Consider the following 25,654-nt stretch of genomic DNA (forward strand, 5'->3'; position numbering starts at 1 on the left):
CTGAGAAGCTTTAGCATTTTTACATTTACTGCCACCCACATGCCACTTGCCATGTGGGTGGCACTTAGGATTCAACTATCTTTTTAATTTATCTAATAACTCCTCTACAGATATATTAGATAAATCAATCCCGTCTAATGTTGTTCCATTCTCTATGGCTGATTTAAGTAGAGGTGATCTTTTCGTATCACCTATAACAACTGCACCAATTACCACATTATCTTTTATGAATATTTTTTTATACCTTTTTGTTTCAATATCTTCATCCATTAATACTTTTGTAGCCCTTGCTTCATCTATAGATCCCATAGAAAACAAGGAAATTTCAAAAGCATTTAGAAGTGTTACTGGTGTGACTTTTTCATATATAGATTCTTTTCCAATAATGTTGTATCCTGCAACTTTTCCTTGTGCTATAGCAATATTCCATAGTCCGATAACTTGCTTATCAAATTCAGCGATATCGCCTGCTGCATAAATGTTTTTTATATTGGTTTCCATTTTATTGTTTACTAATATTCCTTTTGAGGTTTCAATTTCAGTATTCACGGTTAAATCCACATTAGGATTAATTCCTATAGAATAAATAACCATATCACACTTTAATTCGACTTTTTCGTCTATGAGGATTCCTTCTACTTTAGGATTCCCTATTATTTTGTTTACTGCAGTATTGGTTAATATTTCTATTCCACAATCCTGTATTATATTCTTTAATATCTCAGATGCACTTTCGTCTAACTGTCGAGGCATAAGCCTGGACTGTAATTCAACAACTATTACCTTTTTACCATGCTGATGTAATCCCCAAGCCATTTCTAAACCTAGTATTCCACCACCGATAATTATTATTTGTTCACATTCGGTAAGGCTTTTTTTAATATTTAAAGTATCATTAAGGCCTCTTAGAGTGTAAACACCCTCCAAATCTATACCATCTATTGGAGGTTTAGTGTTACTGGCTCCATTTGCAAAAAGCAATTTATCATACTTAAATTTACTACCATCAGATAATAATACTTCCTGAGAAGCTATATTTACATTTATAGCTTTTGTATCAATAAATATATTTACCCTATTTTGCTCATACCATTCTTTCTTTTGAATAAGTATGTTATTTTCCTCCAGGTCATCAAATATACCTTTGGATAGTCTTAATCGGATATAAGGATAAAATTTTTCTTCTCCAACCAAGTATATCTCTGAGTCTAAATCTGTTTCTCTAATTGCCTTAATTGCGGTTATTGCTGCGATACCATCGCCTAGGATCATAATCTTATTAGCCATTTACATCACCACATTTCATAATATTTATTAGCCTAATATTTGTTTCAAATCAGCTTCTGGTGTACTTATAGGTTTAATGTCAAAAGTATCAACTAGGAATTGTAATACATTAGGGCTTAAGAAAGCTGGTAATGTTGGTCCTAGATAAATTCCTTTTACTCCTAGTGATAATAATGCTAATAAGTCTGCAACAGCCTTTTGTTCATACCAAGTTATAACCATTGCTAGTGGTAAATCATTAATTCCACATTTAAATGCATCAGCTAGTGCTAAAGCTATTCTAACTGCGGAATATGCATCGTTACACTGACCTATATCGAGTAGCCTTGGAAGTCCAGCTACTTCTCCAAACTCCAATTTATTAAAACGGTACTTTCCACAAGCTAAAGTAAGAATAATACAATCTTTTGGAACAAGTTGCGCAAATTCAGTGTAATAATTTCTTCCTGTTTTTGCTCCGTCACAGCCTCCAATTAAGAAAAAGTGCTTAATTTTTCCTTCTTTTACTGCATTAATGATTGTATCAGCATGACTTAAAGTTGCTTTATGGCCAAATCCTACTAGAATTTCTTTAACTTCTTCATCTTTTTCGAAGCCACCCAGTTCTAGAGCTTTATTTATTATTTCAGAGAAGTCCTTATGACCATTCTCGTCAGCAGCTATATGTTTTATACCATCCCAACCAACAACACTTGTTGAGTAGATTCTATCTTTATATGAATCTTTTGGTTTCATTAAGCAGTTTGTTGTCATTAAGATGCAACCAGGTATACCATCAAATTCCTTTTGTTGATTTTGCCATGCTCCTCCAAAGTTACCTACTAAATGAGCATACTTATTTAACTTAGGATAACCATGGGAAGGAAGCATTTCGCCGTGGGTATAAATGTTTATTCCCTTGCCTTCAGTTTGCTCTAGTAGCATTTCTAAGTCCCTTAAATCATGACCAGAAATTACGATAAATGGTCCTTTTTTAATATTTACATTAACCTTTTGAGGTGAAGGTGAGCTATATTTTTCATTATTAGCACGATCTAGTACCTCCATAATTTTAACACTCATCTCTCCAGTTTTAAGTAAGTATTTGATAAGATCTTGAAGATTTAAAGTATTATCAGTTAATGCTGCAAGAGCTACAAAATAAAATTCATCTACTTCTTCACTATTATATTTTATAAATCTAGCCTGATGTGCATAAGCCGCAATTCCTTTTAATCCGTATTTTATAGTTTCACGTACGGAACGGATATCTGCATCTAATTTTTCATCGTACATAACACCTGCTTTTTTAGCATCTTCAAGGATTTGCTCTTTAGAATCACTTAAATTATATAGAGCCTCTTCTGTATTTACTTTTTCATTAGAAACTTTATTTCTAACCTCTTCTTTGATTACTTGAGATTTTTTAAGCATATCAATATGAGCTTCAGGATCAAAATTCACATTTGTTAATGTCATAAATAATGCATTCTCAATAAATGAAATCCATGCAATAGGGAGTTTTTCACCTTTATCTAAAAGTTTTGTAGCATAACAACTAATTCCTTTTAGTTGATAAATTAATAAATCCTGCATTGCTGCAATTTCTGGCGTTTTTCCACAAACTCCTATGTTGGTACAACCTTTTCCACCAGCAGTTTGTTCACATTGAAAGCAAAACATTTTACCTTGCATATGTAACCTCCTATTTTTTATAAATATTTAATTTTAGCTTACACTTTTTTTATGTAAAAATGTAAGAAAATAATGAATATTCATATATTGTCCATAAATAATATATGTTTTAAGCATTCGTTTATGATTAAGGAATTTCAATTTTTATGGGAAGCTAAAATGGCTTCCCATAATTTATTTTTTGAGTAAAATGTTCATTACCTAAAGTTGTTAGAAATTTAGAGTTATATTTTAAAACAAACTATTTAAATAAAATAAAAATGGGTTAAATATCGTAGGATTTGGGTACCTTCTTTTTTTTAGAGGAATTTTAACTAGCTTATAGAATTATACTAAAACAGATTAATTATATCTTTGTGGTACTTTAAGATTTAATGTAAAATAATTATTTTCGGGGTGTGATTCTATTGAAGAAATTTTTGAAAATAGTTTTAATTGTTTTAATTATACTGTTATCTTCCGAAAGTTTTGCATTTTCAAATTCAATTAGTGCAATATCTTTAACTAGTGAAGAGCAACAATGGTTAACTAAAAATAAAGACAGGGTTTTAACTCTTGGTATAGATCCCTATTCGGGAAGTGAATATTTCAAATATAACGGCGAAGAAAAGGGTTATTTAATTCCCATTATAAAAATTATCAATAAAAACTTAGGAACAAATATAAGACTTGAAGCATCAAAGTCTTGGGGAGAAGTTTATTCGGGGCTTCGAAATGGCAGTGTAGATATTCTTTTTGGCGCAAATGAAACCGCTGAAAGGGATAAATTCATGACTTTTACGAAGCCTGTAAGTAAGTCTCCTTATGCACTTATAGCTAAAAAAGAGGGAGATATACATACCATAGGTGACATTGATAAAAGACCCATAGGGTTTCTTAAAAATGATATTGTAATGGAACTAATGCCAAAGATCTATAAGAACATAAAGTATAACAAAAAAATCTATAACTCTGAAATAGAATTAATTTCAGCATTAAATAATAATAAAATTGATGCATTTATTATTACAGGGGGTGATGCTGTATATAATTATATTTATGAGTTTCCAGATTTAAATTACACATTTAAGATAGATAAAATAACCTCTGACAGAACCTTTTCCACAAGAAAAGAGGACAAAATTTTGGCTGAAATTTTAGATAAACAAATCAGTAATTTATTGGGTAGTAACCTACCTCAATTGATGAACCAAAGCAAGATTGAATATAACATGAAAATAATGAGTCTTACGGAAAGCGAAAGGGACTGGCTTAAAAGTAATGGCGAAGCAATTATAGGAATTACAAAGGATTATCTTCCCTTTGATTACTATAAGGATGGTATTTATGGAGGAATAAGTGGAGAAATCATCAAAAATATAACTGTTAAAACCGGTATAAAATTTAAATATGTTTATGATGATTTTGATATACTAAAGCAAAAGCTTATAAAAGGTGAAATAAATGTTTTAAATATTGCCAAAACGGATGATAGATTAAAAACCATATTATACCCAAAGCCTTATAGCACCGAAAGAGATATAATCGTTGGCAAAGTAGGGGTCAAAAATGCTAAGGATGTTTTTGGGCTTGAAGGTAAAAATGTTGCAGTGATAAAAGGCTTTTGGCATAATGAATATCTAAGGAAGAATCTCACTAGTGTAAATATTATAGAAACTAACAACATTCAGGAATCACTAAAGCTAGTTCATGATGGAAAGGCCGATTATCTTATAGAAAATCCAAGTGTACTTCGTTTTTATGTTGAAGATATGCAGCTATTTGATATTGTTCAAAAGGGTACAACAAGTACAGATTCCTACCTATATTATGGGATTTCCCGAAATGCTCCTGAACTTGCAAGTATAATTGATAAGGTTATTCCGCTTCTGGATATAGATGAATTATTCAATGCAGGGTATACTGAAGTACCTCATCAAACAAGCAATCAGAGCAATAAGAGGTTTATTTTTATAATTCTAGGGTTAGCTTCTTTAATACTTGTTATAATATTATTTTCAATTAAGTTATTTAAAGACTTGCTAAATGAAAAGACTAAAACATCAATCCTGAGGGAAAAGGAGCATCTTTTATATACAGATGCATTAACAAATGTTTACAATAGAAATTACTATAATGATAAAGTAAAGGATAAACTTGACGCCTGTGAATATCCTCAGACAATAATTGTTTCTGATATAAATAATTTGAAAACCGTTAACGATAATTATGGACACCTTATTGGTGATGAATTATTAAAATGTTTTGCTGATACGCTTAGACAAGCTTTTCCTGGTTGTAAGCTGATTCTAAGAATGGGTGGAGATGAGTTCCATCTAATATTAGAAAACACAAATGATGAGCAGGTGGACAAGGATATATTAAAGGTTAAAAAGATTATTTCAGAAAAAACCTTAACAGTTGATAAGCATAAATCTATTAAAATGTCAGCAGCCTTCGGATATGCCACAAGAAAATGTTCTAAGGAAAATATTGATAGTATAATTGCTCTTGCGGATAAGAGAATGTATGAGGATAAAAAGAAAATTAAAAGTAGTTATTCTAACAAATAAAAGGAAAGGGAAGTGTAGATTATGAGTTTACCTATAGCTCTTCAATTATATAGTATTAAAGATGAGACAGAGAAAGACTTTACAGAGGCGTTAAGGAGAGTAGCTAAAATAGGCTATAGCGGAGTAGAGTTTGCTGGTTACGGTGGATTATCAAGTTCAGAGCTTAAAGCATTGCTCAGGGAGTTAGGTCTTAAGGTTTGCGGAAGTCATGTAAGTTTGGATGAATTAACAAAGAATATTGATAATGTAATAGAATATAATTTAGAAATTGGCAGCCCGTATATAATATGCCCTTTTGCTACATATAATAGCAAAGTAGATTATGAAGAAATGGCACAAACATTGAATGTTTTAGCTTTAAAATGTAGCGAAAAGGGGATATTATTTGGTTACCATAATCATGGGCATGAATTTCAAGAATATCAAGGGGAATATGGGCTAGATATTCTGTACAAAGAAGCTGATGCGGAACTGGTAAAAGCAGAAATTGATACTTATTGGGTTCAGTATGCAGGGCTGGATCCTGCTCAATATATAAAAAAACATGCAGGGCGATGTGATCTTATTCATATAAAAGATATGGAAATAGTAAATGGAGAAAAGCGTTCAACTGAAGTTGGAAATGGAATTATGGATTTCAAAACTATAATTAAAGAAGCTGAAAAGCAAGGAGCTAAATGGTTTATTATTGAGCAAGAATTTTTCAATGAACCTTGTTTAAAAAGTGTGGAGATAGGATATAACAATTTAAAGAAATTAGTTGAGGATATAATTACCGATGGAAAAATTGAATTAATATGAGTTTTGTAGTATTATATTAGTATAATATTTTTTATCGGTTGGACAAAGTTAGGTTTGATTCCAAGAAATTTGTTTCTAGGGTGGGAAACTCTTATTTGAGTTCCCCACCTTTTTATTTTTTGATAAAATTATTTGTAATTTGTTAATGAATAGTTTTAACACTATGTACCAATATGAGGAGGTAATACAGTTACCTATGGTGGGATTAAAGGATGCATTAGAGAAACTAATTTGCTGAGCCACTTGCCACGTGGGTGGCACTACGGTTCTATAATACTAATTTTATTAGTATTTGAATCCAAATCAGTGGAATCTTCTAGGCCTGAAAGATTAGCAGTATTTTCGTCTTGGGTGTTTTGAAGTTTTGTTATTTTATCAACATCACCCTTTAAAATATCCTGGGTAGAATGTTGCAATGTATCTCTTATTAATTTTCCGAGTTCACCATCCGGAAATGTAACAACTGTAATATCTGTAACCTGATTATTGGTGCTTATTAACATTTGCTTAGAGGTAATAACTGTATTCACAATATCTATTTTGCTTAGATTTTTACAATAGGTGCTAACTGGAGAAAAATTTTCTATTTTATTAGCATCTAATTTTAAATCATTCAAGTTAGTCAAACCTTTTAATGGTTCCATGTTAGCCATTTGATTAGTAGCCAAATCCAAATTAGTTAAGTTAGCGAGTCCCTTTAGTGGTTCCACGTTACTCATTTGATTAGTAGCTAAATCCAAATCAGTTAAGTTAGTCAAGTCCTTTAGAGGTTCCACGTTACTAATTTGATTGGTAGCTAAATTCAAATTAGTCAGTTTAGTCAAACCTTTTAAAGGCTCTATGTTAGTCATATGATTAGTAGCTAAATTCAAATTAGTCAAGTTAGTCAAGCCTTTTAATGGCTCTATGTTAGTCATATGATTAGTAGCTAAATTCAAATTAGTCAAGTTAGTCAAGCCTTTTAATGGTTCTATGTTAGTCATTTTATTGGCAGCTAAGTTTAAATTAGTTAAGTTAGTCAAGCCTTTTAGGGGTTCTATGTTAGTCATTTGATTTGTAGCTAAATTCAAATTAGTTAAGTTAATTAAGCTTTTTAGAGGTTCTATGTTATTCATTTGATTTGAAGATAAATTCAAATCAATCAAGTTAGTTAGTCCTTTTAAAGGTTCTATGTTACTGATTTGATTATTACTCAAATTTAATGAAGTCAAATTAGCCAAATTTTCTATTCCTGAAAGGTTCGTAATATGTTTGTCCTTAGTGTTTTGAAGTTTGGTTATCTTATCAACATCATCTTTTAAAATATCTCCAGTAGGGCATTGTATCTCCTCTCTTATAGTCTTCTCTAAATTCTTATCTGAAAATGTAATAACTGTACTCTCTGTAATCTGAACACTTACTGAGTTTTGTTGATTAGCACTGTTTGATGATGCCATCTTTGTAGAACTACAACCAACAAGGCTTATACTAAATAAAAAAATAATAGAAATATTTAAACACTTAGATTTAATGTAAGGTATCTTCTTCATCATTATAATCCCCCATTTGAATTAATAATTAAACTATGTGAATACTAGGAATAAACATCTGAAAGTTCCACTCGTATACTTTCATCTTCACTTCGCACTTTGCTACTATATATCATATTTTCCCTAATTACCTTGTCTGAAGGAAGCATAACTGTAAACTTACTTCCTTTCCCAAATTCACTTTCAGCATATATACTACCACCATGTAATTCTACAATTGACTTAACTAAACTAAGACCAATACCCGTACCTTCTGCATTTCTTGATAGAGATTTGTCTACCTGTTTAAATCTATCAAATATCATATCCAAGTTCTTTTCTTCAATTCCAATACCATTGTCTTTAACAGAGATTTCAACAAATTTAGTTTTATCCTTAACATCTACAAATATTTCATTCCCGATATTTGAAAATTTTATGGCATTTGATATAAGATTTAATACTATTCTCTGTATCATTTCTGGGTCACAAGCAATAATATTCTCTTCTACATCTGTATCAAAAATAATATGTAGGCCTTTTATGTCAGTAAAATTAGTTACAGACATCACTATTTCTTCTACAACTTCCACTATATTGTTATTTGATAAGTTCAATTTAAAGAACCCTGCTTGAATTTTTGATGAATCAACTATATTATTTATAAGTTTAGATAATCTATAGGAGTTTAGTTTCATAGAGTCAAGATATTTAATAATTGTTTGGCGCCTTTGGTCTAATGAGCCATTTTGGCAATACATTTGAAATAACTGTATTGCTGAGAAAATCACATTTAATGGTGTTTTAAGCTCATGTGAAATATTTGCCATAAATTCTTCATGTGAAATAAGTAATTTTTGTAATTCCTTATTCAGTTGATTTTTTTTCTTAACTTCTTCATAGGTATAATTCCATATATACCTAATAAACATAAGATTACCCAAAGTAAGTACACTACCTAAAAAAATCAATAGATACCTTTGAAATTTTTGGGCACTTATAACTTTGTTACGTGAAATATTTACATCTAAATTAATTTTATTTATTAGTATATTATCAGTAGTCCTAAATTTATCAACTAAATTTTTGCCTTCATTTAAATTTAATTTTGCCTGATAGGAATTGCCGTTATCTACCAATGCTATTTGCTCTTTAAAAAATGTTTCAATGGACTTCATCTGATCTACAAGTTGATTAGTAGTGTCCATTCCTAATTCCGTATCTTTCAAATTATCCAAAGAATTGTAATATCCTTGTACTTGGTTACTTCCTAAATAATAGGGGGCTAAAAAACCTTTGTCTTTTTTAATGATATAGGCTCTAATACCGGTTTCCTGATTAATTAGTGATGTTAAAATTTCCGTTGAAAATGTTTTTGCAGGAAGTATTTTTTTTATAATAAAATCAGACTCATTACATACTTTATTCATACTATAAATACTAAATAATATTATTATTAATGATAGACAAGCAATTGAAATATATCCCAATACCATAGTTCGCCTACTTTTATTTTTACCCATAATAATTATCGCAGCTCCTCAAAAAAAATTACTATAATTTAAAATCAATTATCCCTTATAACATATTACTACAAAATGCGACATTGTGATATATTCTTAATAATAAAGTTATTATATATATTGGTATTTCTGGACCACTTACATGTAACTTGCCATATAGGTGGAACTTTTCTGTCTTCTTATGAAAAAAACGTCATTTTAATGTTTATTTATTACAATTTTGTCGATATTATGTTGCATGTACCTGTGTTTAATGTTAATATTGTACTTATAATGAAGGTGATGAGTAAGACATGATTAAATTTAATCAATTTATAACTGATGATCAAGCAGTAGCATTTGAAGAAGCCTCTGTAGTGAGTGAGATGAAAAAAATGGGAATCAAGAGATTGATACCCTGGAAAATTTAAATAAGTTATTGGAGGGAATTAATTATGTTTAATCCTGATTTTTCAGATGCAGTAAGAGTAATAGATAGCTCAACAAGTAGTAATAATACCGTATTCGAAGTACTTGAATATAAAAAACTTAGAAATGGCAGTGTTTTTAACCCTACTGCTGCAAATTTATCCCCGTCGCAATATGGTGGGGAAAAGCTCCGCCAAGTGAGAATTAACATTAATGGAGGTGGGGTACTAGTACAGCCTGGTGAGCTCCAATTTATGAAGGGACCAATCCAAATAGAGATTCAGAAAAACGCACCTTCTGCCTCTAAGGGATTTTTCAAAAACGTGGGCGCTGGAGAAGCTTCCTTTACATCAAAGTATTATGGGAAATACGGGGAGATATATTTAGACCCCTCACATAAGTATTTTTATATTCTAGAGCTATCTAATGAAGAGCTTATTTTAGATGATGGAATGTTTTATTGTTGTGAAGATAGCATTGAGCTTTCTGTTCATACAAATAAAAATATTGCTACAGGCCTAGTAAGTGGAGATGGTTTTAGACAACCAAAACTAAGTGGAAGTGGTATTGCCATATTAGAAAGTGACGTTCCCTTCGATGAAATCCTCATTTATGAGTTAAATAATGAAACACTAAAAATTGATGGTAATTTTTCAATTGTTATAAGAGGCAAAATAGAAACAAAAATAGAAAAGTCAAAGCGCGAAGGATATTTACAAACATTTGTAGGAACAGGTGAGGTTTGGATTGCACCTACTAGAAAAAATAGACCAATGAATGTATAATTCATATTTTAATTTAGCACTATCAAATATGAAAATAGCATTAATCAGTAACATAAAATGAGGAAAAAGCAGTGAGGAATCTATATTAACTTGTGCATAGAGAACTTATAAATAATATGGAGAGTGGGAGTTTAATGAATCATAGTTATTTTTTTGTAATACTGGTAGTCGTTATTACTGTTGGCCTACTAGTATTTAAATCCATAAGGCGTGATGAAAATAATAATGTCGTGGAAAAAATGGAATATACAGTATTTATAACTAACACATTTGACAAGGATGATGCTAAAGTTATGACACCTATTTTTACCATGGTATTAACTGAAAATGATATTAGAGAAGAGACAATATTCTGTAAGGTACTTGATGGAGATGGCGAACTAACTATTAAGGATGCCGAAGGATTGATGATTGAGAATATAAAAGATGCATCAAAGAATAAAGCATTTATTGAAAGCTTTATACATGAAGAGAATTGTTCAATTGAAGAAAAATTGATAGCAGATAATCTTAAAAAAGAGATAAGAACTCTATAGTATCCCTTGTCATAAAACAGTTACGCTTATAATAAAAAAGTTCCAATTGTGAAAATCAAATTAATATAACAAAAGACTGCACGATTAGGTGCAGTCTTAAATAAAAAAATTTAACGAACTATTTTTTTTATAAATTCCTCGGAATTAACTATGTACCTTATATGAATTCCTTCACCTATTTTACCAAGTCGCAGTTACCTTTGAGGGGTATGTTTAGCATAAAATTCATTGTAGTTTTTCAGTTCTCTTTTTAAAAGATTTGGAGTATCTAGCTTATAAGGGCAGTGATTTTTACAGTGCCCACATTCTATGCAATTATTTATAAGTTCCATCTTTTCTTTAAAGCTATCTTCTAAGAATCCTTGATAAGGAGCTCTTTTAAGAAGAAGTGATATTCGTGCAGCTGTGGGGATTTCAATTCCAGCAGGGCATGGAAGACAATATCCGCAAGCACGACAGAAATCTCCTGAAAGCTCAGTACGATCCTTATTAATAATGGACCACATGGATTCGTCGAGTATTGGTGGATTTTTCTCAAGAGAAATAAATTCATCTAACTCAGTTTCTCTTTGTATTCCCCATATTGGAACAACGTTATCAAATTGCCTTAGAAAGGAAAAGGTCGAGGCGGCATTAGTTATTAGTCCTCCAGAAAGAGCCTTCATTGCAATGAGACCCACATTTCTTTCACTACATTCTTTAATTAAGCTTAAGTCAATATCAGCAGATAGTGAACTTAGTGGGAATTGTATAGTGTCATATAATCCTGAGGCGGCTGCATCCATTGCATTTTTTATTTTATGATTTGTAATCCCTATAAAACGAACAAGTCCTCTTTTCTTAGCTTCTAGAAGTCCTGCATAGAGGCCTTCTGGATTTTCAGGATCTGGAAGAATACTTGGGTTATGTAACTGAAGAATATCTACATAATCTGTTTTTAAATTTTGAAGACTTATTTGTAAATGCTCAAGTAATGTTTTTCTGTCATTTGCATGGCTCTTAGTTGCAATTATGATATCACTTCTAACATCTGAAAGAGAATACCCTATTTTTTCTTCACTATCGGAATATGCCCTTGCAGTATCAAAAAAATTTATCCCATTGTCATGAGCTTTTCGTAAAATATTCCTAGCCTCTTCAAAAGAAACTCTTTGCACCGGTAATGCACCAAAGCCGCTTCTTGTAACCATTAAATTTGTTCTTCCTAGTTTTATTTTATCCATTTATATTCCTCCATATGTTTTATAACTATAGTTTTTCATAAGTAGATCTGCGACATTTAGGGCATATAGGTAAGGTATCAGAGTCTAGTTCTAAATGAACTATTTCCCCACAAGTAGTACATTTGTAATCACCTTTTCCTGGCTTTTGTCCTGTAGTATACATTGTTATCACTTCCTTTACATATAAGTATTCAATACTATTTCGTAATTATCCTGCTAGAATTTATGTGTGTAAATTAAAAATCATATTTGTAATACACATTATTGTACTTTTTTTTCATGTTGGGTTGTTAATTTTTAGGAATAGCTACCTATTTGTAGGGAGCTAACTTTTTATTGTCTAGCCTTTAATTTTAAAAAAAAGAAATAATAATTATTTTCGTATAATAATATATATTAATTACTTGCAAAAATGATAAGGACAAGGTAATGTATTACTATGAAGATAAATCCTACAAAAATCTTTTTAGAACAAAAGAAAATATACTCTTGGCAATTCTAAATGTAAAATTCATTTTACAAAACAATAAAAAGAAACAAATATAAGGATGTGACATAGAATGATTAAACTTTGCAAATCAAATAAAAGCTATGATGAGTTAAGTAAAGCACTAAAAGATAATAATATTGAATTTGAACATAAAAAATGCCTAAGCAAATGCGGCATGTGCCATAAATCTCCTTTTGTAAAAGTGCATGGTGAGTTTATCACCGCTGATAGTGTGGAGAAATTAGTTAAAAAATTAAAAAAAGATAAATAATAAGGTCGGATAGATTTTAAAATCTATCCGACCTTATTATTTATCTATATAGATTTCCTATATGGATTTTTCAGATACCCTTGGTGTAAAGCCGTTCTCTGACCAATATTCCTTCAAATTATGGGTTTTATCCTTTGACTCGCTATCATCTTTAAGTACAAGAGCATAAAACGCTTCTTGACTATTGATCAGTTCTTTTCCTCTTCTATCAACCCTTATATAAATCCCATCCTTATTTAAAATTCTAGCCTTCTCGGTATCTAATAGTGAAATATCTAAAATCTCTTTTATTTTATTTCTTGACTCATGATCTTCAATTGGAAATAAAAGTTCTACCCTTCTATCTAAATTTCTAGTCATCCAATCTGCACTTGATAGATAAATTCCTTCCTGTCCGTCATTATAAAAATAGAAAATACGACTATGTTCTAAAAATCTTCCTACAATGCTTCTAACAGAAATATTTTCGCTTACTCCTGGTATTCCTGGTTTTAGACAACAAATTCCTCGCACTATTAAATCAATTTTTACTCCCGCAGTGGAAGCTTCATATAAGGCTTCAATGATTTCCATATCAACTAATGAGTTTACTTTTGCGATGATTCTAGCCTTCTTACCTTTTTTAGCATTTCTTGCTTCCTCAAATATCATATGTAAAAATCTATCTCTTAACTGCAATGGTGCCAAACTAAATTTATATAAGGCTGTTGGCTTAGAATGGCCTGATAACATATTAAATAGAGCAGATGCATCTGCTCCAAAATATGGATTAGATGTAAATAAGCCTATATCAGTATAGAGCCTGGCAGTAACATCATTATAGTTTCCTGTTCCCATATGAACATAACGCTTAATTCCATCTTCTTCTCTTCGAACTACAAGCAATATTTTACAATGAGTTTTCAGTCCCACAAGACCATAAATTACGTGACAGCCTGATTCTTCTAATTGCTTTGCCCAAAGTATGTTACTACTTTCATCAAATCTTGCCTTAAGCTCTACCAAGACTGTAACTTGTTTTCCCATTTCTGCAGCCTTTACTAATGCTTCTATAATAGGTGAATTTCCACTTACACGGTATAAGGTATGTTTTATTGCAAGAACGTGTGGATCAACAGCTGCTTGCTTAACTAACTCAACAATTGGGTCAAAGGATTCATAGGGATGATGTAATAAAATATCCTTCTCTGCAATTGCATTAAATATACTATTAAATTTTAAAAACGGCTTTGGTATCTGTGGCTTTAAAGGTGCATATTCTAATTTTTCATAACCCTTAGTTCTTCCCAGCTTCATTAAAAAGGTTAAATCTATGGGACCATTTATCTCATACTCCTGCTCACTTGAGATTTCAAGCTCCCTCTCAAGAATTTCAAGTAATTTAACATTCATACCTTTTTCTATCTCAAGACGCACAGCCGTGCCCCATTTACGTTGCTTTAGAGATTCTTCAATTGCTTCAAGTAAATCTTCTGCTCCTTCTTCATCTAAGGTCATATCTGCATTTCTGGTAATACGATAACAACTTGCAGCTATAATTTCATGTCCACTAAAAAGAGAATTTAAATTCATCTTAATAATATCTTCTAAAAACATAAAGGATATTCCTTCTTCATCTGGAATTTTTATAAGTCTATCTATAACTGAAGGAGCCTTTATTGTTGCAAATATATTTTCATCCTTGCTATCCTTTAGTAGAACTGCAATATTTAAGCTTTTATTGGATATAAGTGGAAAAGGGCTGCTTTGGTTAACAACCATAGGTGTTAGTACTGGATAAATATTTTTAAGATAATAATTTTCAACATATTTAACTTGGATTTCACTCAAATTATTGGATTTTAAAAATTTAATTTTTTCTTTTTTAAGACCTTTTTTTAATGAACGATTGTAACAATTAAATTGATTATAAACAAGTTTATGTACTAATAGTCCTATTTGCTTCATTTGTTCTCGTGGTGAAAGTCCTGATGGATCTTTTTTATCAAATTCAGCTGTAATTTGATCCGATAGTGAACCAACTCTAACCATAAAAAACTCATCTAAATTTGAGCTTACAATAGCTATGAATTTTAATCTTTCCAGCAATGGATTTGTAGTATCCTGTGCTTCTTCAAGTACACGCTCATTAAATTGAAGCCAACTTATTTCCCTACTAATAAAATATTTAGGCAATGAATAAACAGTCATTTTTTATCTCCCTTTTTTATAGTATTGGTTTTACACCAATTACTTGTTCAAAAAAATCTACATGCTTAGAGAATTCCCATTCTTCTAAAATAATATCTTCCTCAGATTTTAAATTGAAAAACAAGCTATCCTTAGTTCCTACTAATTTCATTTCTTTTATCTTTTGAATATGCGATATATCTAAAGCTTCAGAAAGCTTTAATATTGCAGCTAAGGTAGATACCACCATTTTATCTGAATCACTTAAATATCTATAGTTTTTATGAGCTGTTATAGGAATGTCTTCTGCGTGGTATCTAGTTGCACTTGCAATAAGCTCAAGTTCTATGTCTGAAAATCCAATAATACTTTGAGATCTTATTATATTATAGGAATGAAAATCATGATCGTTAGCACTTATAAAGCCACCCACATCATGGAGAATAGCTGCAACCTGCAAATAAAGCCTTTCCCTATCTCCTAGCTTATGTAATTTCTTCGTGTTATCAAAAATTTCAAGTGAAAACTTTTCAACAAAAACCGAATGGTTTTTATCAATTTGATATTTGTCGCCTATATACCAAACAGAGCTAATGATATCATTTATTGATTCTTTTTTTCTTGAAATATTTAGTATTTCATCAGCTAAATTATATAAAATTCCTTGCCTAAGTGATAACTTTGGAACTTGAATTCCCTCTACCTTAGTCATTTTAAGAAAACAATAAAAAATTAGTACTGAGGGTAACAGAAGTTCTGCAGTTTTATTAGAAAGTCCAAAGATGGTTTTAATTTCGAAATTATCCATATTACCAATTTCCACTATAAGTGAAATCAATGCTTCCTTTTTAATATAATAATCTTTCTTATTAACTCCTTTCTTTTTCCTTATAATCTGGCAAATTATATTTAACTCTCCACCTAACCCTAAAAAGTGATGAATTTCAAATTTTTTAATTTGAGGTTTTAGTCCATAAATCTTACTTTCTATATACTGCTCCATAGTCTCTGAAAAATCAATTGTCTTTGATTCTAATTCAGATAGTGCTTCTCTTATTCTTAGAGATCCAATCTTTACATGTTCAGTAAATTTCAATTTACCACCTTCATATATTGATGTCTCAACTGCGCCTGAGGTAATATTAACAATTAAAGATTGTTCTGATTCTTTAATATCTATTGAATTTAAATGGTTTCTAACTGCCTTTAACATAAAAAATTGTTCTTCTGCGATGTTTATTGCTTCTATATTTAACCCAGTTCTAAGCCTTATTTGTTCTAGAACATACTGTTTATTCTCAGCGTCCCTTATACCACTAGTTGCTACCACCTTATAAGACTTGATCTTATAATCCGTCATAAGCTTCACAAACCCTTTTAAATCTTCACAAGTCTTATGTATTGTCTCAACAGAGATTCTCTCTTTAGAAAAGGTATCTTTACCTATATTTGTAGGTTTTACTACATCCTCTAAAATGATTACTTCTCCATCTGTATTTATTTCCCCAATTGTCATTTTTAAATAATTAGCACCTACATCAATAGCCGCAATAATTTCCCATGCTTTAACGATGTCCATAGAAATTCTCCTTTGTATATTAAATTAATATATATGTTAATAGTACTATATTGATTATTTTTATACAATAATCTATAGTTCATTTAACCAAACTTTGACCGAAAATTAATCCTTAAAAAATATTTCTGTAGAAGAAGCATCCTCAGTAAGACTTGCAAATACTATAATTATTAATTACTATAGATATAAGTTCTATAAAAAATCATTTTTCAAAGGAGAATAAGAATGAAGAAAATAGGCATTATTGACATAGGTTCAAATTCAATACGTTTAATAATAGTTCAAATTAATAAAGATAATTCTTTTAGAGTAATAGATGAAATAAAAGAAAGTGTTCGCCTAGGGAAAGATATGACCCCAGAGGTTGGGTTAAATCCTTCTAGAATTGATAATGCTATTTATACTTTAGCTTTCTTCAAAAAGCTATGCGTTATGCAGAATACAAATGGAATCTTAGCAGTGGCCACAGAAGCTGTACGTAGAGCACCTAATCAAATGGAATTTTTAAACCGTGTCAAATCAGAACTTTCTATTGATATTCGTGTTTTGACTGGAACAGAAGAAGCTTATTATGATTATTTTGGAGCTATTAATAGTATGGATTTTTCTGATGCGCTTATAGTGGATATTGGTGGAAGTAGTTCAGAGCTAATCTTTGTTGAAAACAGAAAATTAAAGCACTCTATTAGTTTACCTTTTGGAGCCATAAACCTTACAGAAAAATTCTCACTTCAAAAGGCAATGAATAATAAAAGTGAAAATGCTATTAAAGAATTCCTAACTTCACTTTATAAAGATATTCCTTGGTTAAAGGAGGTTAAAAATGTACCTATAATTGGAATTGGTGGTACTATAAGAAATATTGGTAAACTACATAAGAAAAAAACTAATTATCCAATAGATAATCTTCATAATTATAGAATTCCTACAAATGAGGTAATAGATATATATGATCAAATTAAGGGTAAAGATGCTTCTCAAAGAAAAAAACTTAAGGGACTTTCAAAGGAAAGATCAGATATATTTGTGGGTGCAACTTCTGTTTTAGTTACCTTAATTGAATATCTTGATCTAAAAGAGCTACATGTTAGTGGTAGTGGACTTCGCGATGGGTATTTATATGAATATATTTTTAAAAATAAGAAACCTTTAATTGATGTTCTTGATTTTTCTATAAAAAATAATTTACTTAACTATGAAATAGACATTGTACATCCAAACCACGTATGGATGCTAACTAAAACCTTGTACAATGAACTGAACCCCATTATTAACATACCAATAAATCCCTATAAAATTTTAAAAACAGCATGTATGCTTCATGATATAGGAATTATAATAAGCTATTTTGACCACAATAAGCATTCCTCTTATATGATTGCAAACTCTAAAATTAACGGGCTTACTCATAAAGAGCAACTAATGGCATCATACATAGCAGCACTTGATAGAAAAAATGAATTTAAAATAAACTTAAAATTATACCAGCATTTAATAACAGAGCAGGATTTAGACATTGTAGATAAACTAAGCATATTATTGCGAATTAGTGAAAATCTAGATAGATGCTTAAATGGCAATATAAAAATGGTTAGTTGCAATATTGAATTAGACACTGTAACCATAACTGTTGATGCAGTAGCAGATCCATTACTAGAAATAACCGCTGCCTTGGATTGTGCCTCTTCCTTTGAGAAAACATTCAATAAAAAATTAATTATTATATAATTAACAGAACATAAGAATGCTATCCATAATCTTTTCATATACTTAATATAGTTTAAGGCGTAGGTAACAAGATGCCTAATATTGGAAGGGGAATAGCATGCTTAATATTACAAACTATTTAAACGAAGAGGAGCTTCGCAAAGTTGTAGATAAGTATAATGTATTTGACATTAAAGCTCATGAAGTGAAAGTTTCAAGTTATGCGTTGCGATTACTTGACTCACTGAATCCCTACTATGAATTTAAGGATGAAGAAAGAAATCTCCTGCGTTATAGTGCCCTCCTCCACGACATAGGCTATTTTATCAATAAACAAAATCATCAAAACCATACCAAATACATTATTTTAAAGGAACCACTTCTGGATAATGTTCCAAGTGGTCTTAGGGATAACTTAGCATTCATTGCTAGTAGTCATGGGAAATTTATTGACGATGCTGTGGATTATTATCCACATGCTGAAAAAGTTGCACTGCTAAAGTTAATATCTCTCCTTAGAATTGCAGATGCTCTTGATCATTCACATAAGCTCAATGTTTTACTCGAAACCGTTGAAATGAAAAACCATACTTTAAATATTCAAATTAGGGGCGAGGATTGTGACATAATATTAAAGAAAATTAAAAAGAAATCCTATTTGTTTTCAAAAATATATAATATACCAATATATGTGGAATGCTCATAAAAGGCACCTACTTTAATAGTAGATGCCTTTTGTTTGTATCAAAAAAATAATATGCTTTTAGTTATCCACAGGTAATATTACTGTAATTATACTTCCATTATTTAATTCCGATACCACAGTTATTTCACCTTTTAAATTATCAATAGCATCTTTAACTAAAGATAGACCAACTCCTGAACTTCCCGCTTTTGTAGTATATCCTCTTTGAAATATTTTATCTATATATTCTTTTTCTATGCCAATTCCTGAATCACTAATCTCAATTTTAATTTCTTTAGCCCCTTCAAGGATTTTAACATTAACATATCTATCATCTTTTACACTTTTACTAGCCGCTTCCATAGCATTTTCTATTAAATTTCCTATTATGGTTACTAAAACATTGTTAGAAATATTTTTGTGGTTATTCTCAAGATTCGTAGCTTCATCAATGATTAAATTTATTTTCAATTCCGCTGCTCTGCTAAATTTGCCTAGTATTAATGCCGCAATGGTAGGGTTCTTAATTTTATTTGTAACCTCACTTAAAAGTTTTTGTTTTTTCTCAGTAATGGTAGTAATATATTTTTTAGCCTCCTCTAATTCCCCAATGTGTATTAATCCTAGTATGACATGAAGTTTATTCATAAATTCATGATTATTCGCTCTAAGCGCTTCAAGTATCTGCTTTACACCAGTAAGTTCTTCGGCAAGATTAGTTACCTCAGATTTATCTCTAAAGGTGGCAATTGCTCCTATTACTTTGTGCCTATCTTTTATTGGAACTCTATTGGTCATAATTAGTGTGTTGTTTATATTTTGTTCTTTGTCATATTCAGATATTCCAAGTTCTGTTATGGTTAATAAACGAGTAGTTGGGAATAGGATCTCCATTTTCTGCCCTATTATTTCATTTTTATTATATTTGTGTTCTAATTGCAATATTTTTAGTGCAGAATCATTAATAAGTGTAATTTGACCATGTTTATCAATTGCTACCAAGCCTTCGTGAATGGCATCAATTATGCTCATTTTTTCGTTATAAAGCTTTGTTATCTCTTCTGGTTCTAGCCCAAGTAATGTTTCTTTTATATTCTGAGCTAATAAAAAGGCTCCTATGATTCCTACAGTTAAAGCTCCCAAGGCAATAAAAATTAAATATACAATAGCTTTATGCTTCGAATTTTCTATACTTTGGGTGAGAGTTCCTACAGCTACAAAACCTATTTGCTTGTTATTATTCAAATTATATATAGGCGTGAAGGCTCTTAAAGATTTACCTAAGGTCCCTGTAGCTTCAGAAATATAAGTTTCACCTTTTTTTAGAACTCTATATTCGTCTCCTCCAACAAATTTTGCTCCTATGAGCTTTGGATCAGGGTGGGAATATCTTGTTCCATCCATACCAACCACAATAATATATTCTATTTGTGATACTGTCTTGAGAAGTGTATCTACGTCAGAACCTATAATTTTATTTTCATCTTTTATTTCTAATGCCTTTTTTATTTCTGGTGAATGAGCAACAATTTCAGCAACATTCATTATATTTGTTTTAACTTCACTTTCAATATTACTTGTCATCCATGAGGTTACAAAAAATATAATTATAGATATAGAAATAAAGACAACTATTATTACTAATATAGTGAGTTTTGTTTGTAGCTTCATAATTTTTTTCACTGGGGTCACCTCATTTCACTGTAATTTTATCTTTCCCTTATATCCATTATATATTTTTTCTCTTAACTTTTATATACAAAAAAAGAGGTGCAATAAAGCGCCTCTTCTCTTGTATAATTAAACTCTTGCAACACCGGATTCTCTTGCGGCTTTTGCTACTGCTGTAGCCACACAAGAACATACTCTTGGGTCAAAAGGTTTAGGGACTATGTTATTTTCATTTAATTCTTCATCTTTTAACACTCCAGCAATAGCATAGGCTGCTGCTAGTTTCATCTCTTCGTTGATGTCCTTTGCGCGAACATCTAAAGCACCTCTAAAAATACCTGGGAAAGCCAAAACATTATTTACTTGATTTGGATAATCTGATCTCCCAGTAGCTACGATAGCAGCTCCTGCAGCTAATGCATCTTCTGGAAAGATTTCCGGTGTAGGATTTGCCATTGCAAATACTATTGCTTTAGGATTCATAGAAGCTATCATATCTTTGCTTACCGTTCCTGGAGCTGAAACTCCGATAAATACATCAGCGCTTTTAATTGCATCTGTAAGGGTACCGCGAATTCTATTTGGATTGGTAGCTTCTGCAATATCCTTTTGAGCTGGGTTCATCCAGCTCTCTCCCGGGCAAAGCACACCTAAACGATCTACTAAAATAGCGTTTTTTAGTCCTGCTTTAACAAGAAGCTTAGTAATAGCTATTCCTGCAGAGCCTGCTCCTTGCAGCACTAGCTTAATATCAGCAAAATCTTTTTTTACTACCTTCAAAGCATTTATAAGTCCTGATAAAACTACTATTGCGGTTCCATGCTGATCATCATGAAAAACTGGTATGTTCATTTCCTTCTTTAATCTTGCTTCAATCTCAAAGCATCTAGGTGCGGAGATATCTTCTAAATTTATTCCTCCAAAGGTGGGCTCTAATGCTTTTATAATCATAACTAACTCGTCCACATCTTTTGTTCCTAAACATATAGGGAAAGCATCTATATTAGCAAATTTTTTAAACAATACAGCTTTTCCCTCCATTACTGGCATAGCTGCCATAGGGCCTATGTCTCCAAGGCCTAGGACTGCTGTACCATCGGATACCACTGCTACCAAATTTCCTTTGGCAGTATATTCATATACTGAATCAGGATTTTTAGCTATAACAAGACAAGGCTCTGCAACCCCTGGGGTATAAGCTAAACTCAAATCATGAGGAGTATTCACTTCAACTTTACTACATACCTCTATTTTACCCTTTAACTCTTTATGCAATTTTAGTGATTCTTCTTGAATAGTGCTCATATACATACCTCCATTTAATTAATTTATTAGGAAAAGAACTTCATTAATAATGCTGCTACGACCACCATTGAAGCTCCGCCAATTCTAGTAGCAATCTGTGCAAAAGGCATTAATTCCATACGGCTTGAAGCAGATAATATTGCTACGTCTCCAGTTCCGCCAAGTCCACTATGACATGCAGTTACAATTGCAGCATCTACAGGATACATATTTACATATTTTCCTATAAAAAATCCTGAAGCAATCATAGCTATAACTGTGGATGCACATATTGCAACGTATGATGGTGTGATGGCACTTACTAAATCTGCCCATGGTACAAATAGTACTCCTAAGCCAATCATTAGTGGGTAAGTTAATGAACCAGATATAAATTTATATAATTGATGTGCACCTTGTTCCATTTTTTCTGGCATTAGCTTTAAAATTTTTAGTAATGCTGCTGTAAATATCATAATAACTGGTCCGGGAATTGGTACGAATTTACTTGCAAGACTTCCAAAAATAAATAGACTACAAGCAATTAACAGTCCGGCTCCCATTAATGAGAAATCTATTGCTTTTTCTGGGGTGGTATCTACCATATCATCATTACCACTTTTAACTAATGTACCATCACCAGAAAGCTCTGGTTTCTTTTCACCTAAACGTTTTAATAATCCTGCTGAAACAATGGCTATAACATTCCCAAGTAATGCAGCTGGAATCATTTGTGCTACAAAGACTTGCTGACCTTGATGAAGAATTTCTGAATATGATAATGTAAGAGGTAATATTCCTTCACCTATACCTCCTGCTATAATCGGCATTACAATAAAGAAGAAAGTTCTGTAAGGTGTATATCCGAATGCCAACCCTACAAGTATTCCAGCTGATATAGCTGCAATTGTTCCAATAATTAAAGGAATGAACATCCGTGTAAAACCTTTAATTAATATTTTCCTATTCATTCCAAGTATACTTCCGGCTACTAAAACAGAAATATAAAGATATAAGAAGTTAGATGTTTTCATCACAGCCGTAATCGCTTTCACGGAGGTTGGATTTAAAATGTGAGCATATAACATATAAGATGGAACGAATAGACATAGTATTGCAGGTCCACCGATATTTTTTAATATTGGTATATTTTTACCTGCCTCACCTAAAAGTATACCCATAATCATGATTGTTGCAAAACCACCAATCATATCTGCTGGAAGTTTTTTGTATATAGAAGCGGTAAAGATAATACAAGCTAAAACAATATACAATGGTAATGGAACAACGCCTATTTTTAAAGTAGTAACCTTTGAGATAAAACTTTTTGAATTCTTTTGGGAAACGTTTTCAGCTCTTTGCATAATATAGCCCCCTATTTATTAATTTTCTATAATAAGACTATAAAGCAGAACTAAATATTAAAATAGTATATGAAACTTTTTAAAGTGTTTTGTAATTAAAGTAAGTAAAAAAACAAAAAAACATACATACCAATTAGGTTATATGTTTTTTTATGTTAAGAATTCTGTAACAATGAATTATAAATAATTATTAATAGAATTAGTATTTGATTTTATGTACTTGTATTTATAGATTGGCCTGCCTAGAGAGCCATAAATCACTTCTTTTTTTAAAGCGTTTATTTCCTCTAGAAAGTTTAGATATTTTCGGATAGAAACCCTTGATATCCCTAAAAGAACTGCTAATTCGTCTGTTGAAAAAGCGGTATCTTTTATTTCTAATATTTTATCCCATACAAGTTTTAAAGTATTTTTATCAAGACCTTTAGGAAAAGCTTCAAGGCTAGATGGTTGCTGCTTGTAATGTAAAAGCTTATCTAGTTCCTCTTGGCTTATATGCTCTTTACTATTTATAAACTTTTCCCTATTTTTATATGAAGATAATGCTGCACTAAAACGTTCAAATTCAAAGGGCTTAATTAGATAATCCACAGCTCCATGCTGGAGAGCCTTTTTTATACTTATGCTATCTTTTGCTGCGCTTACTATAATAACATCAACATTTGTATCAGTTTTTCTAAGCTGAGAAAGTAGCTCAAGGCCATTAATTCCAGGCATGTATATATCTAATAATATTAAATCTATAGGTTCTTTTTCTAAAACACTAAAAGCATCATCTGCGGAAGCTGCAACTCCCTTTAATTCAAAGCCACCAACTTGTTCTAAATAATATTTATTGAATTTTACTACCATAGGGTCATCTTCAACAATCAAAACCTTAATCAAATTTCAACACCTCCTGCTTAGTGACATGGCGAGGATTTATTTGCTACTTCGTTTTATATATTTTATCACATTATTAGAAAACTTATAAGTTATAGATTTTAAAATGCATTAGATAGTTAGGAGTGATATGATTATATAATCTTTATAATAATTTAAACTTTAGGGGGTAACTATGGAAAACACAGTATTTCTAAATTTAGAAAAATTGAACTTTGATAGCAAATTGGATTTTTCGCCAATAGAAGAACTTACTACTTTCACAAAGCACGATGAAAGCAGCAGTATTGAGATTTTAGAACGTGTTAAAGATCAAACTATTATCATAACCAAGGAATTAGCATTGGGGAGGGATTTAATCTCTCAATTTCCTCCCTCCGTTAAACTCATCTGCGAAGCTGGAACTGGATATAATAACATCGATATTGTTGCCGCAAGAGAAAAGAATATTACCGTGTGCAATATTCCTAGCTACAGCACCCAAGCAGTGGCGCATCTAGTGATTACCTACATCTTGAATTTCAGCTCCTCATTGATTCAGCAGCAGATGATGCTCAAAGAGAAAAACTTTGATAATTTCACTAAACACTTAGAACTTCCACATTTTGAAGTGAAAAATAAAACTCTTGGAGTCATTGGCGGATCCGGGGCTATTGGGCGGGAGGTAATAAAAATCGCTTTAGCTCTTGGTATGAATATTTTGACATACAGTAGAACTCAGAAACCTTATGGCGACCAAAACGTACACTTTGTTTCCCTTGAAGATTTGCTCAAACAAAGCGATTTTGTAAGCCTCCATTGCCCACTTACCCCTGATACTTTGCATCTTATTGATAAGGACCGCTTGGCGCTTATGAAGCCTTCAGCTTTTATCATAAACACTTCAAGGGGTCCAATAATAAAAGAAACAGATTTAATTGAAGCCTTACAAAACAAGAGAATTGCTGGTGCTGCCCTGGATGTTCAGGACCCAGAACCACCCAGGCAGAATAATCCATTGTTTGACATGCATAATGTTATCCTCACTCCGCATATAGGGTGGAAGCGTTTAGAGTCTAGGCAAAGACTTATTAAGCTCGTGGCTGTTAACATTCAATCATTTATTAAGGGAAAGCCAATTAATGTTGTAAATTAACATTGGAGAAGGTTTCCTTAATTCCATATTACAAACAAAGCTGACACCATTTTTATATGGTGTCAGCTTTGTTTATAATTGAAGATTTAAATATTAATTTTAGATGTTTATGGGAATTAG

The 25,654-nt window shown here is 31.3% G+C and carries 20 protein-coding genes and 1 other annotated feature; of the genes, 8 read left to right on the plus strand and 12 right to left on the minus strand.

Features of this window, described 5'->3' with window-relative positions:
* Window positions 1–75: 75 nt before the first annotated feature.
* Complete coding sequence (locus G9F72_RS03535; RefSeq protein WP_164958607.1) at window positions 76–1,287, minus strand: NAD(P)/FAD-dependent oxidoreductase; 1,212 nt, start codon at window positions 1,285–1,287, stop codon at window positions 76–78.
* 27 nt (window positions 1,288–1,314) lie between these two features.
* On the minus strand, window positions 1,315–2,961 hold the full coding sequence (hcp, locus tag G9F72_RS03540) for a hydroxylamine reductase (RefSeq protein ID WP_164958606.1): 1,647 nt from the start codon (window positions 2,959–2,961) through the stop codon (window positions 1,315–1,317).
* A 407-nt stretch (window positions 2,962–3,368) separates the two neighbouring features.
* Between hcp and G9F72_RS03545 the strand changes: the two genes are divergently transcribed.
* Complete coding sequence (locus G9F72_RS03545; RefSeq protein ID WP_164958605.1) at window positions 3,369–5,513, plus strand: diguanylate cyclase; 2,145 nt, start codon at window positions 3,369–3,371, stop codon at window positions 5,511–5,513.
* Between the two features lie 21 nt (window positions 5,514–5,534).
* Entirely contained in the window at window positions 5,535–6,314 is a 780-nt protein-coding gene (locus tag G9F72_RS03550) for a sugar phosphate isomerase/epimerase family protein (RefSeq protein ID WP_164958604.1), read from the plus strand.
* A gap of 36 nt (window positions 6,315–6,350) precedes the next feature.
* Window positions 6,351–6,404, plus strand: a sequence feature (sodium ion sensor (DUF1646 type); this cis-regulatory element may regulate processes involved in with the transportation of sodium ions).
* A 170-nt stretch (window positions 6,405–6,574) separates the two neighbouring features.
* Here the strand turns inward: G9F72_RS03550 and G9F72_RS03555 are convergent.
* Both G9F72_RS03555 and G9F72_RS03560 read right to left on the minus strand, forming a co-directional pair.
* Window positions 6,575–7,846 (minus strand): leucine-rich repeat domain-containing protein, encoded by a 1,272-nt coding sequence (locus G9F72_RS03555; protein WP_164958603.1) that lies wholly within the window; start codon window positions 7,844–7,846, stop codon window positions 6,575–6,577.
* Window positions 7,847–7,887: 41 nt separating this feature from the next.
* Window positions 7,888–9,345, minus strand: coding sequence for an ATP-binding protein (locus tag G9F72_RS03560; RefSeq protein WP_224675944.1), 1,458 nt, complete (start codon window positions 9,343–9,345; stop codon window positions 7,888–7,890).
* Window positions 9,346–9,779: 434 nt separating this feature from the next.
* Here G9F72_RS03560 and G9F72_RS03565 point away from each other — a divergent pair, with 434 nt between their 5' ends.
* A complete protein-coding gene (locus G9F72_RS03565) occupies window positions 9,780–10,538 on the plus strand; it encodes an AIM24 family protein (RefSeq protein ID WP_164958602.1) in 759 nt (252 codons plus the stop codon).
* A gap of 134 nt (window positions 10,539–10,672) precedes the next feature.
* A complete protein-coding gene (locus tag G9F72_RS03570; protein WP_164958601.1) occupies window positions 10,673–11,074 on the plus strand; it encodes a hypothetical protein in 402 nt (133 codons plus the stop codon).
* Between the two features lie 194 nt (window positions 11,075–11,268).
* Here G9F72_RS03570 and G9F72_RS03575 read toward each other — a convergent pair whose 3' ends face one another.
* Entirely contained in the window at window positions 11,269–12,297 is a 1,029-nt protein-coding gene (locus G9F72_RS03575; RefSeq protein ID WP_164958600.1) for an aldo/keto reductase, read from the minus strand.
* 25 nt (window positions 12,298–12,322) lie between these two features.
* Window positions 12,323–12,460, minus strand: a complete 138-nt coding sequence (locus tag G9F72_RS03580) for a zinc ribbon-containing protein (protein ID WP_164958599.1) — start codon at window positions 12,458–12,460, stop codon at window positions 12,323–12,325.
* A 397-nt stretch (window positions 12,461–12,857) separates the two neighbouring features.
* Between G9F72_RS03580 and G9F72_RS03585 the strand changes: the two genes are divergently transcribed.
* Window positions 12,858–13,058, plus strand: coding sequence for a DUF1450 domain-containing protein (locus G9F72_RS03585; protein WP_164958598.1), 201 nt, complete (start codon window positions 12,858–12,860; stop codon window positions 13,056–13,058).
* Window positions 13,059–13,115: 57 nt separating this feature from the next.
* On the opposite strand, the gene G9F72_RS03590 is transcribed toward G9F72_RS03585, so the two are convergent.
* Together G9F72_RS03590 and G9F72_RS03595 are read right to left on the minus strand one after the other, a co-directional pair.
* Complete coding sequence (locus tag G9F72_RS03590) at window positions 13,116–15,248, minus strand: RNA degradosome polyphosphate kinase (RefSeq protein ID WP_164958597.1); 2,133 nt, start codon at window positions 15,246–15,248, stop codon at window positions 13,116–13,118.
* A gap of 16 nt (window positions 15,249–15,264) precedes the next feature.
* On the minus strand, window positions 15,265–16,806 hold the full coding sequence (locus tag G9F72_RS03595) for an HD domain-containing protein (protein WP_164958596.1): 1,542 nt from the start codon (window positions 16,804–16,806) through the stop codon (window positions 15,265–15,267).
* A 225-nt stretch (window positions 16,807–17,031) separates the two neighbouring features.
* Between G9F72_RS03595 and ppx the strand changes: the two genes are divergently transcribed.
* Together ppx and G9F72_RS03605 are read left to right on the plus strand one after the other, a co-directional pair.
* Entirely contained in the window at window positions 17,032–18,534 is a 1,503-nt protein-coding gene (gene ppx / locus G9F72_RS03600) for an exopolyphosphatase (RefSeq protein WP_164958595.1), read from the plus strand.
* Window positions 18,535–18,631: 97 nt separating this feature from the next.
* Entirely contained in the window at window positions 18,632–19,219 is a 588-nt protein-coding gene (locus G9F72_RS03605) for an HD domain-containing protein (RefSeq protein WP_164958594.1), read from the plus strand.
* Between the two features lie 57 nt (window positions 19,220–19,276).
* Here G9F72_RS03605 and G9F72_RS03610 read toward each other — a convergent pair whose 3' ends face one another.
* The 4 genes from G9F72_RS03610 to G9F72_RS03625 form a co-directional block, all read right to left on the minus strand.
* The gene (locus tag G9F72_RS03610; RefSeq protein ID WP_164958593.1) at window positions 19,277–20,881 is read right to left on the minus strand and encodes an ATP-binding protein; all 1,605 of its coding nucleotides are present in this window, start codon (window positions 20,879–20,881) and stop codon (window positions 19,277–19,279) included.
* 117 nt (window positions 20,882–20,998) lie between these two features.
* Complete coding sequence (locus G9F72_RS03615) at window positions 20,999–22,174, minus strand: NADP-dependent malic enzyme (RefSeq protein ID WP_202054877.1); 1,176 nt, start codon at window positions 22,172–22,174, stop codon at window positions 20,999–21,001.
* Between the two features lie 26 nt (window positions 22,175–22,200).
* On the minus strand, window positions 22,201–23,517 hold the full coding sequence (locus G9F72_RS03620; RefSeq protein ID WP_164958591.1) for a 2-hydroxycarboxylate transporter family protein: 1,317 nt from the start codon (window positions 23,515–23,517) through the stop codon (window positions 22,201–22,203).
* Window positions 23,518–23,694: 177 nt separating this feature from the next.
* A complete protein-coding gene (locus G9F72_RS03625; RefSeq protein ID WP_164958590.1) occupies window positions 23,695–24,402 on the minus strand; it encodes a response regulator in 708 nt (235 codons plus the stop codon).
* 172 nt (window positions 24,403–24,574) lie between these two features.
* Between G9F72_RS03625 and G9F72_RS03630 the strand changes: the two genes are divergently transcribed.
* A complete protein-coding gene (locus G9F72_RS03630) occupies window positions 24,575–25,534 on the plus strand; it encodes a 2-hydroxyacid dehydrogenase (protein WP_164958589.1) in 960 nt (319 codons plus the stop codon).
* Window positions 25,535–25,654: the final 120 nt, after the last annotated feature.

The organism is Clostridium estertheticum, assembly GCF_011065935.2.
Taxonomy (GTDB): Bacteria; Bacillota; Clostridia; order Clostridiales; family Clostridiaceae; genus Clostridium_AD; species Clostridium_AD estertheticum_A.

Coding starts and splice junctions, on each gene's coding strand:
- G9F72_RS03605 (WP_164958594.1), top strand. CDS start 18,632: ATGCTTAATATTACAAACTATTTAAACGAAGAGGAGCTTCGCAAAGTT.
- G9F72_RS03560 (WP_224675944.1), bottom strand. CDS start 9,345: ATGGGTAAAAATAAAAGTAGGCGAACTATGGTATTGGGATATATTTCA.
- G9F72_RS03630 (WP_164958589.1), top strand. CDS start 24,575: ATGGAAAACACAGTATTTCTAAATTTAGAAAAATTGAACTTTGATAGC.
- G9F72_RS03595 (WP_164958596.1), bottom strand. CDS start 16,806: ATGGACATCGTTAAAGCATGGGAAATTATTGCGGCTATTGATGTAGGT.
- G9F72_RS03580 (WP_164958599.1), bottom strand. CDS start 12,460: ATGTATACTACAGGACAAAAGCCAGGAAAAGGTGATTACAAATGTACT.
- G9F72_RS03555 (WP_164958603.1), bottom strand. CDS start 7,846: ATGATGAAGAAGATACCTTACATTAAATCTAAGTGTTTAAATATTTCT.
- G9F72_RS03570 (WP_164958601.1), top strand. CDS start 10,673: ATGAATCATAGTTATTTTTTTGTAATACTGGTAGTCGTTATTACTGTT.
- G9F72_RS03585 (WP_164958598.1), top strand. CDS start 12,858: ATGATTAAACTTTGCAAATCAAATAAAAGCTATGATGAGTTAAGTAAA.
- G9F72_RS03575 (WP_164958600.1), bottom strand. CDS start 12,297: ATGGATAAAATAAAACTAGGAAGAACAAATTTAATGGTTACAAGAAGC.
- G9F72_RS03615 (WP_202054877.1), bottom strand. CDS start 22,174: ATGAGCACTATTCAAGAAGAATCACTAAAATTGCATAAAGAGTTAAAG.
- G9F72_RS03590 (WP_164958597.1), bottom strand. CDS start 15,248: ATGACTGTTTATTCATTGCCTAAATATTTTATTAGTAGGGAAATAAGT.
- G9F72_RS03550 (WP_164958604.1), top strand. CDS start 5,535: ATGAGTTTACCTATAGCTCTTCAATTATATAGTATTAAAGATGAGACA.
- ppx (WP_164958595.1), top strand. CDS start 17,032: ATGAAGAAAATAGGCATTATTGACATAGGTTCAAATTCAATACGTTTA.
- hcp (WP_164958606.1), bottom strand. CDS start 2,961: ATGCAAGGTAAAATGTTTTGCTTTCAATGTGAACAAACTGCTGGTGGA.
- G9F72_RS03620 (WP_164958591.1), bottom strand. CDS start 23,517: ATGCAAAGAGCTGAAAACGTTTCCCAAAAGAATTCAAAAAGTTTTATC.
- G9F72_RS03565 (WP_164958602.1), top strand. CDS start 9,780: ATGTTTAATCCTGATTTTTCAGATGCAGTAAGAGTAATAGATAGCTCA.
- G9F72_RS03535 (WP_164958607.1), bottom strand. CDS start 1,287: ATGGCTAATAAGATTATGATCCTAGGCGATGGTATCGCAGCAATAACC.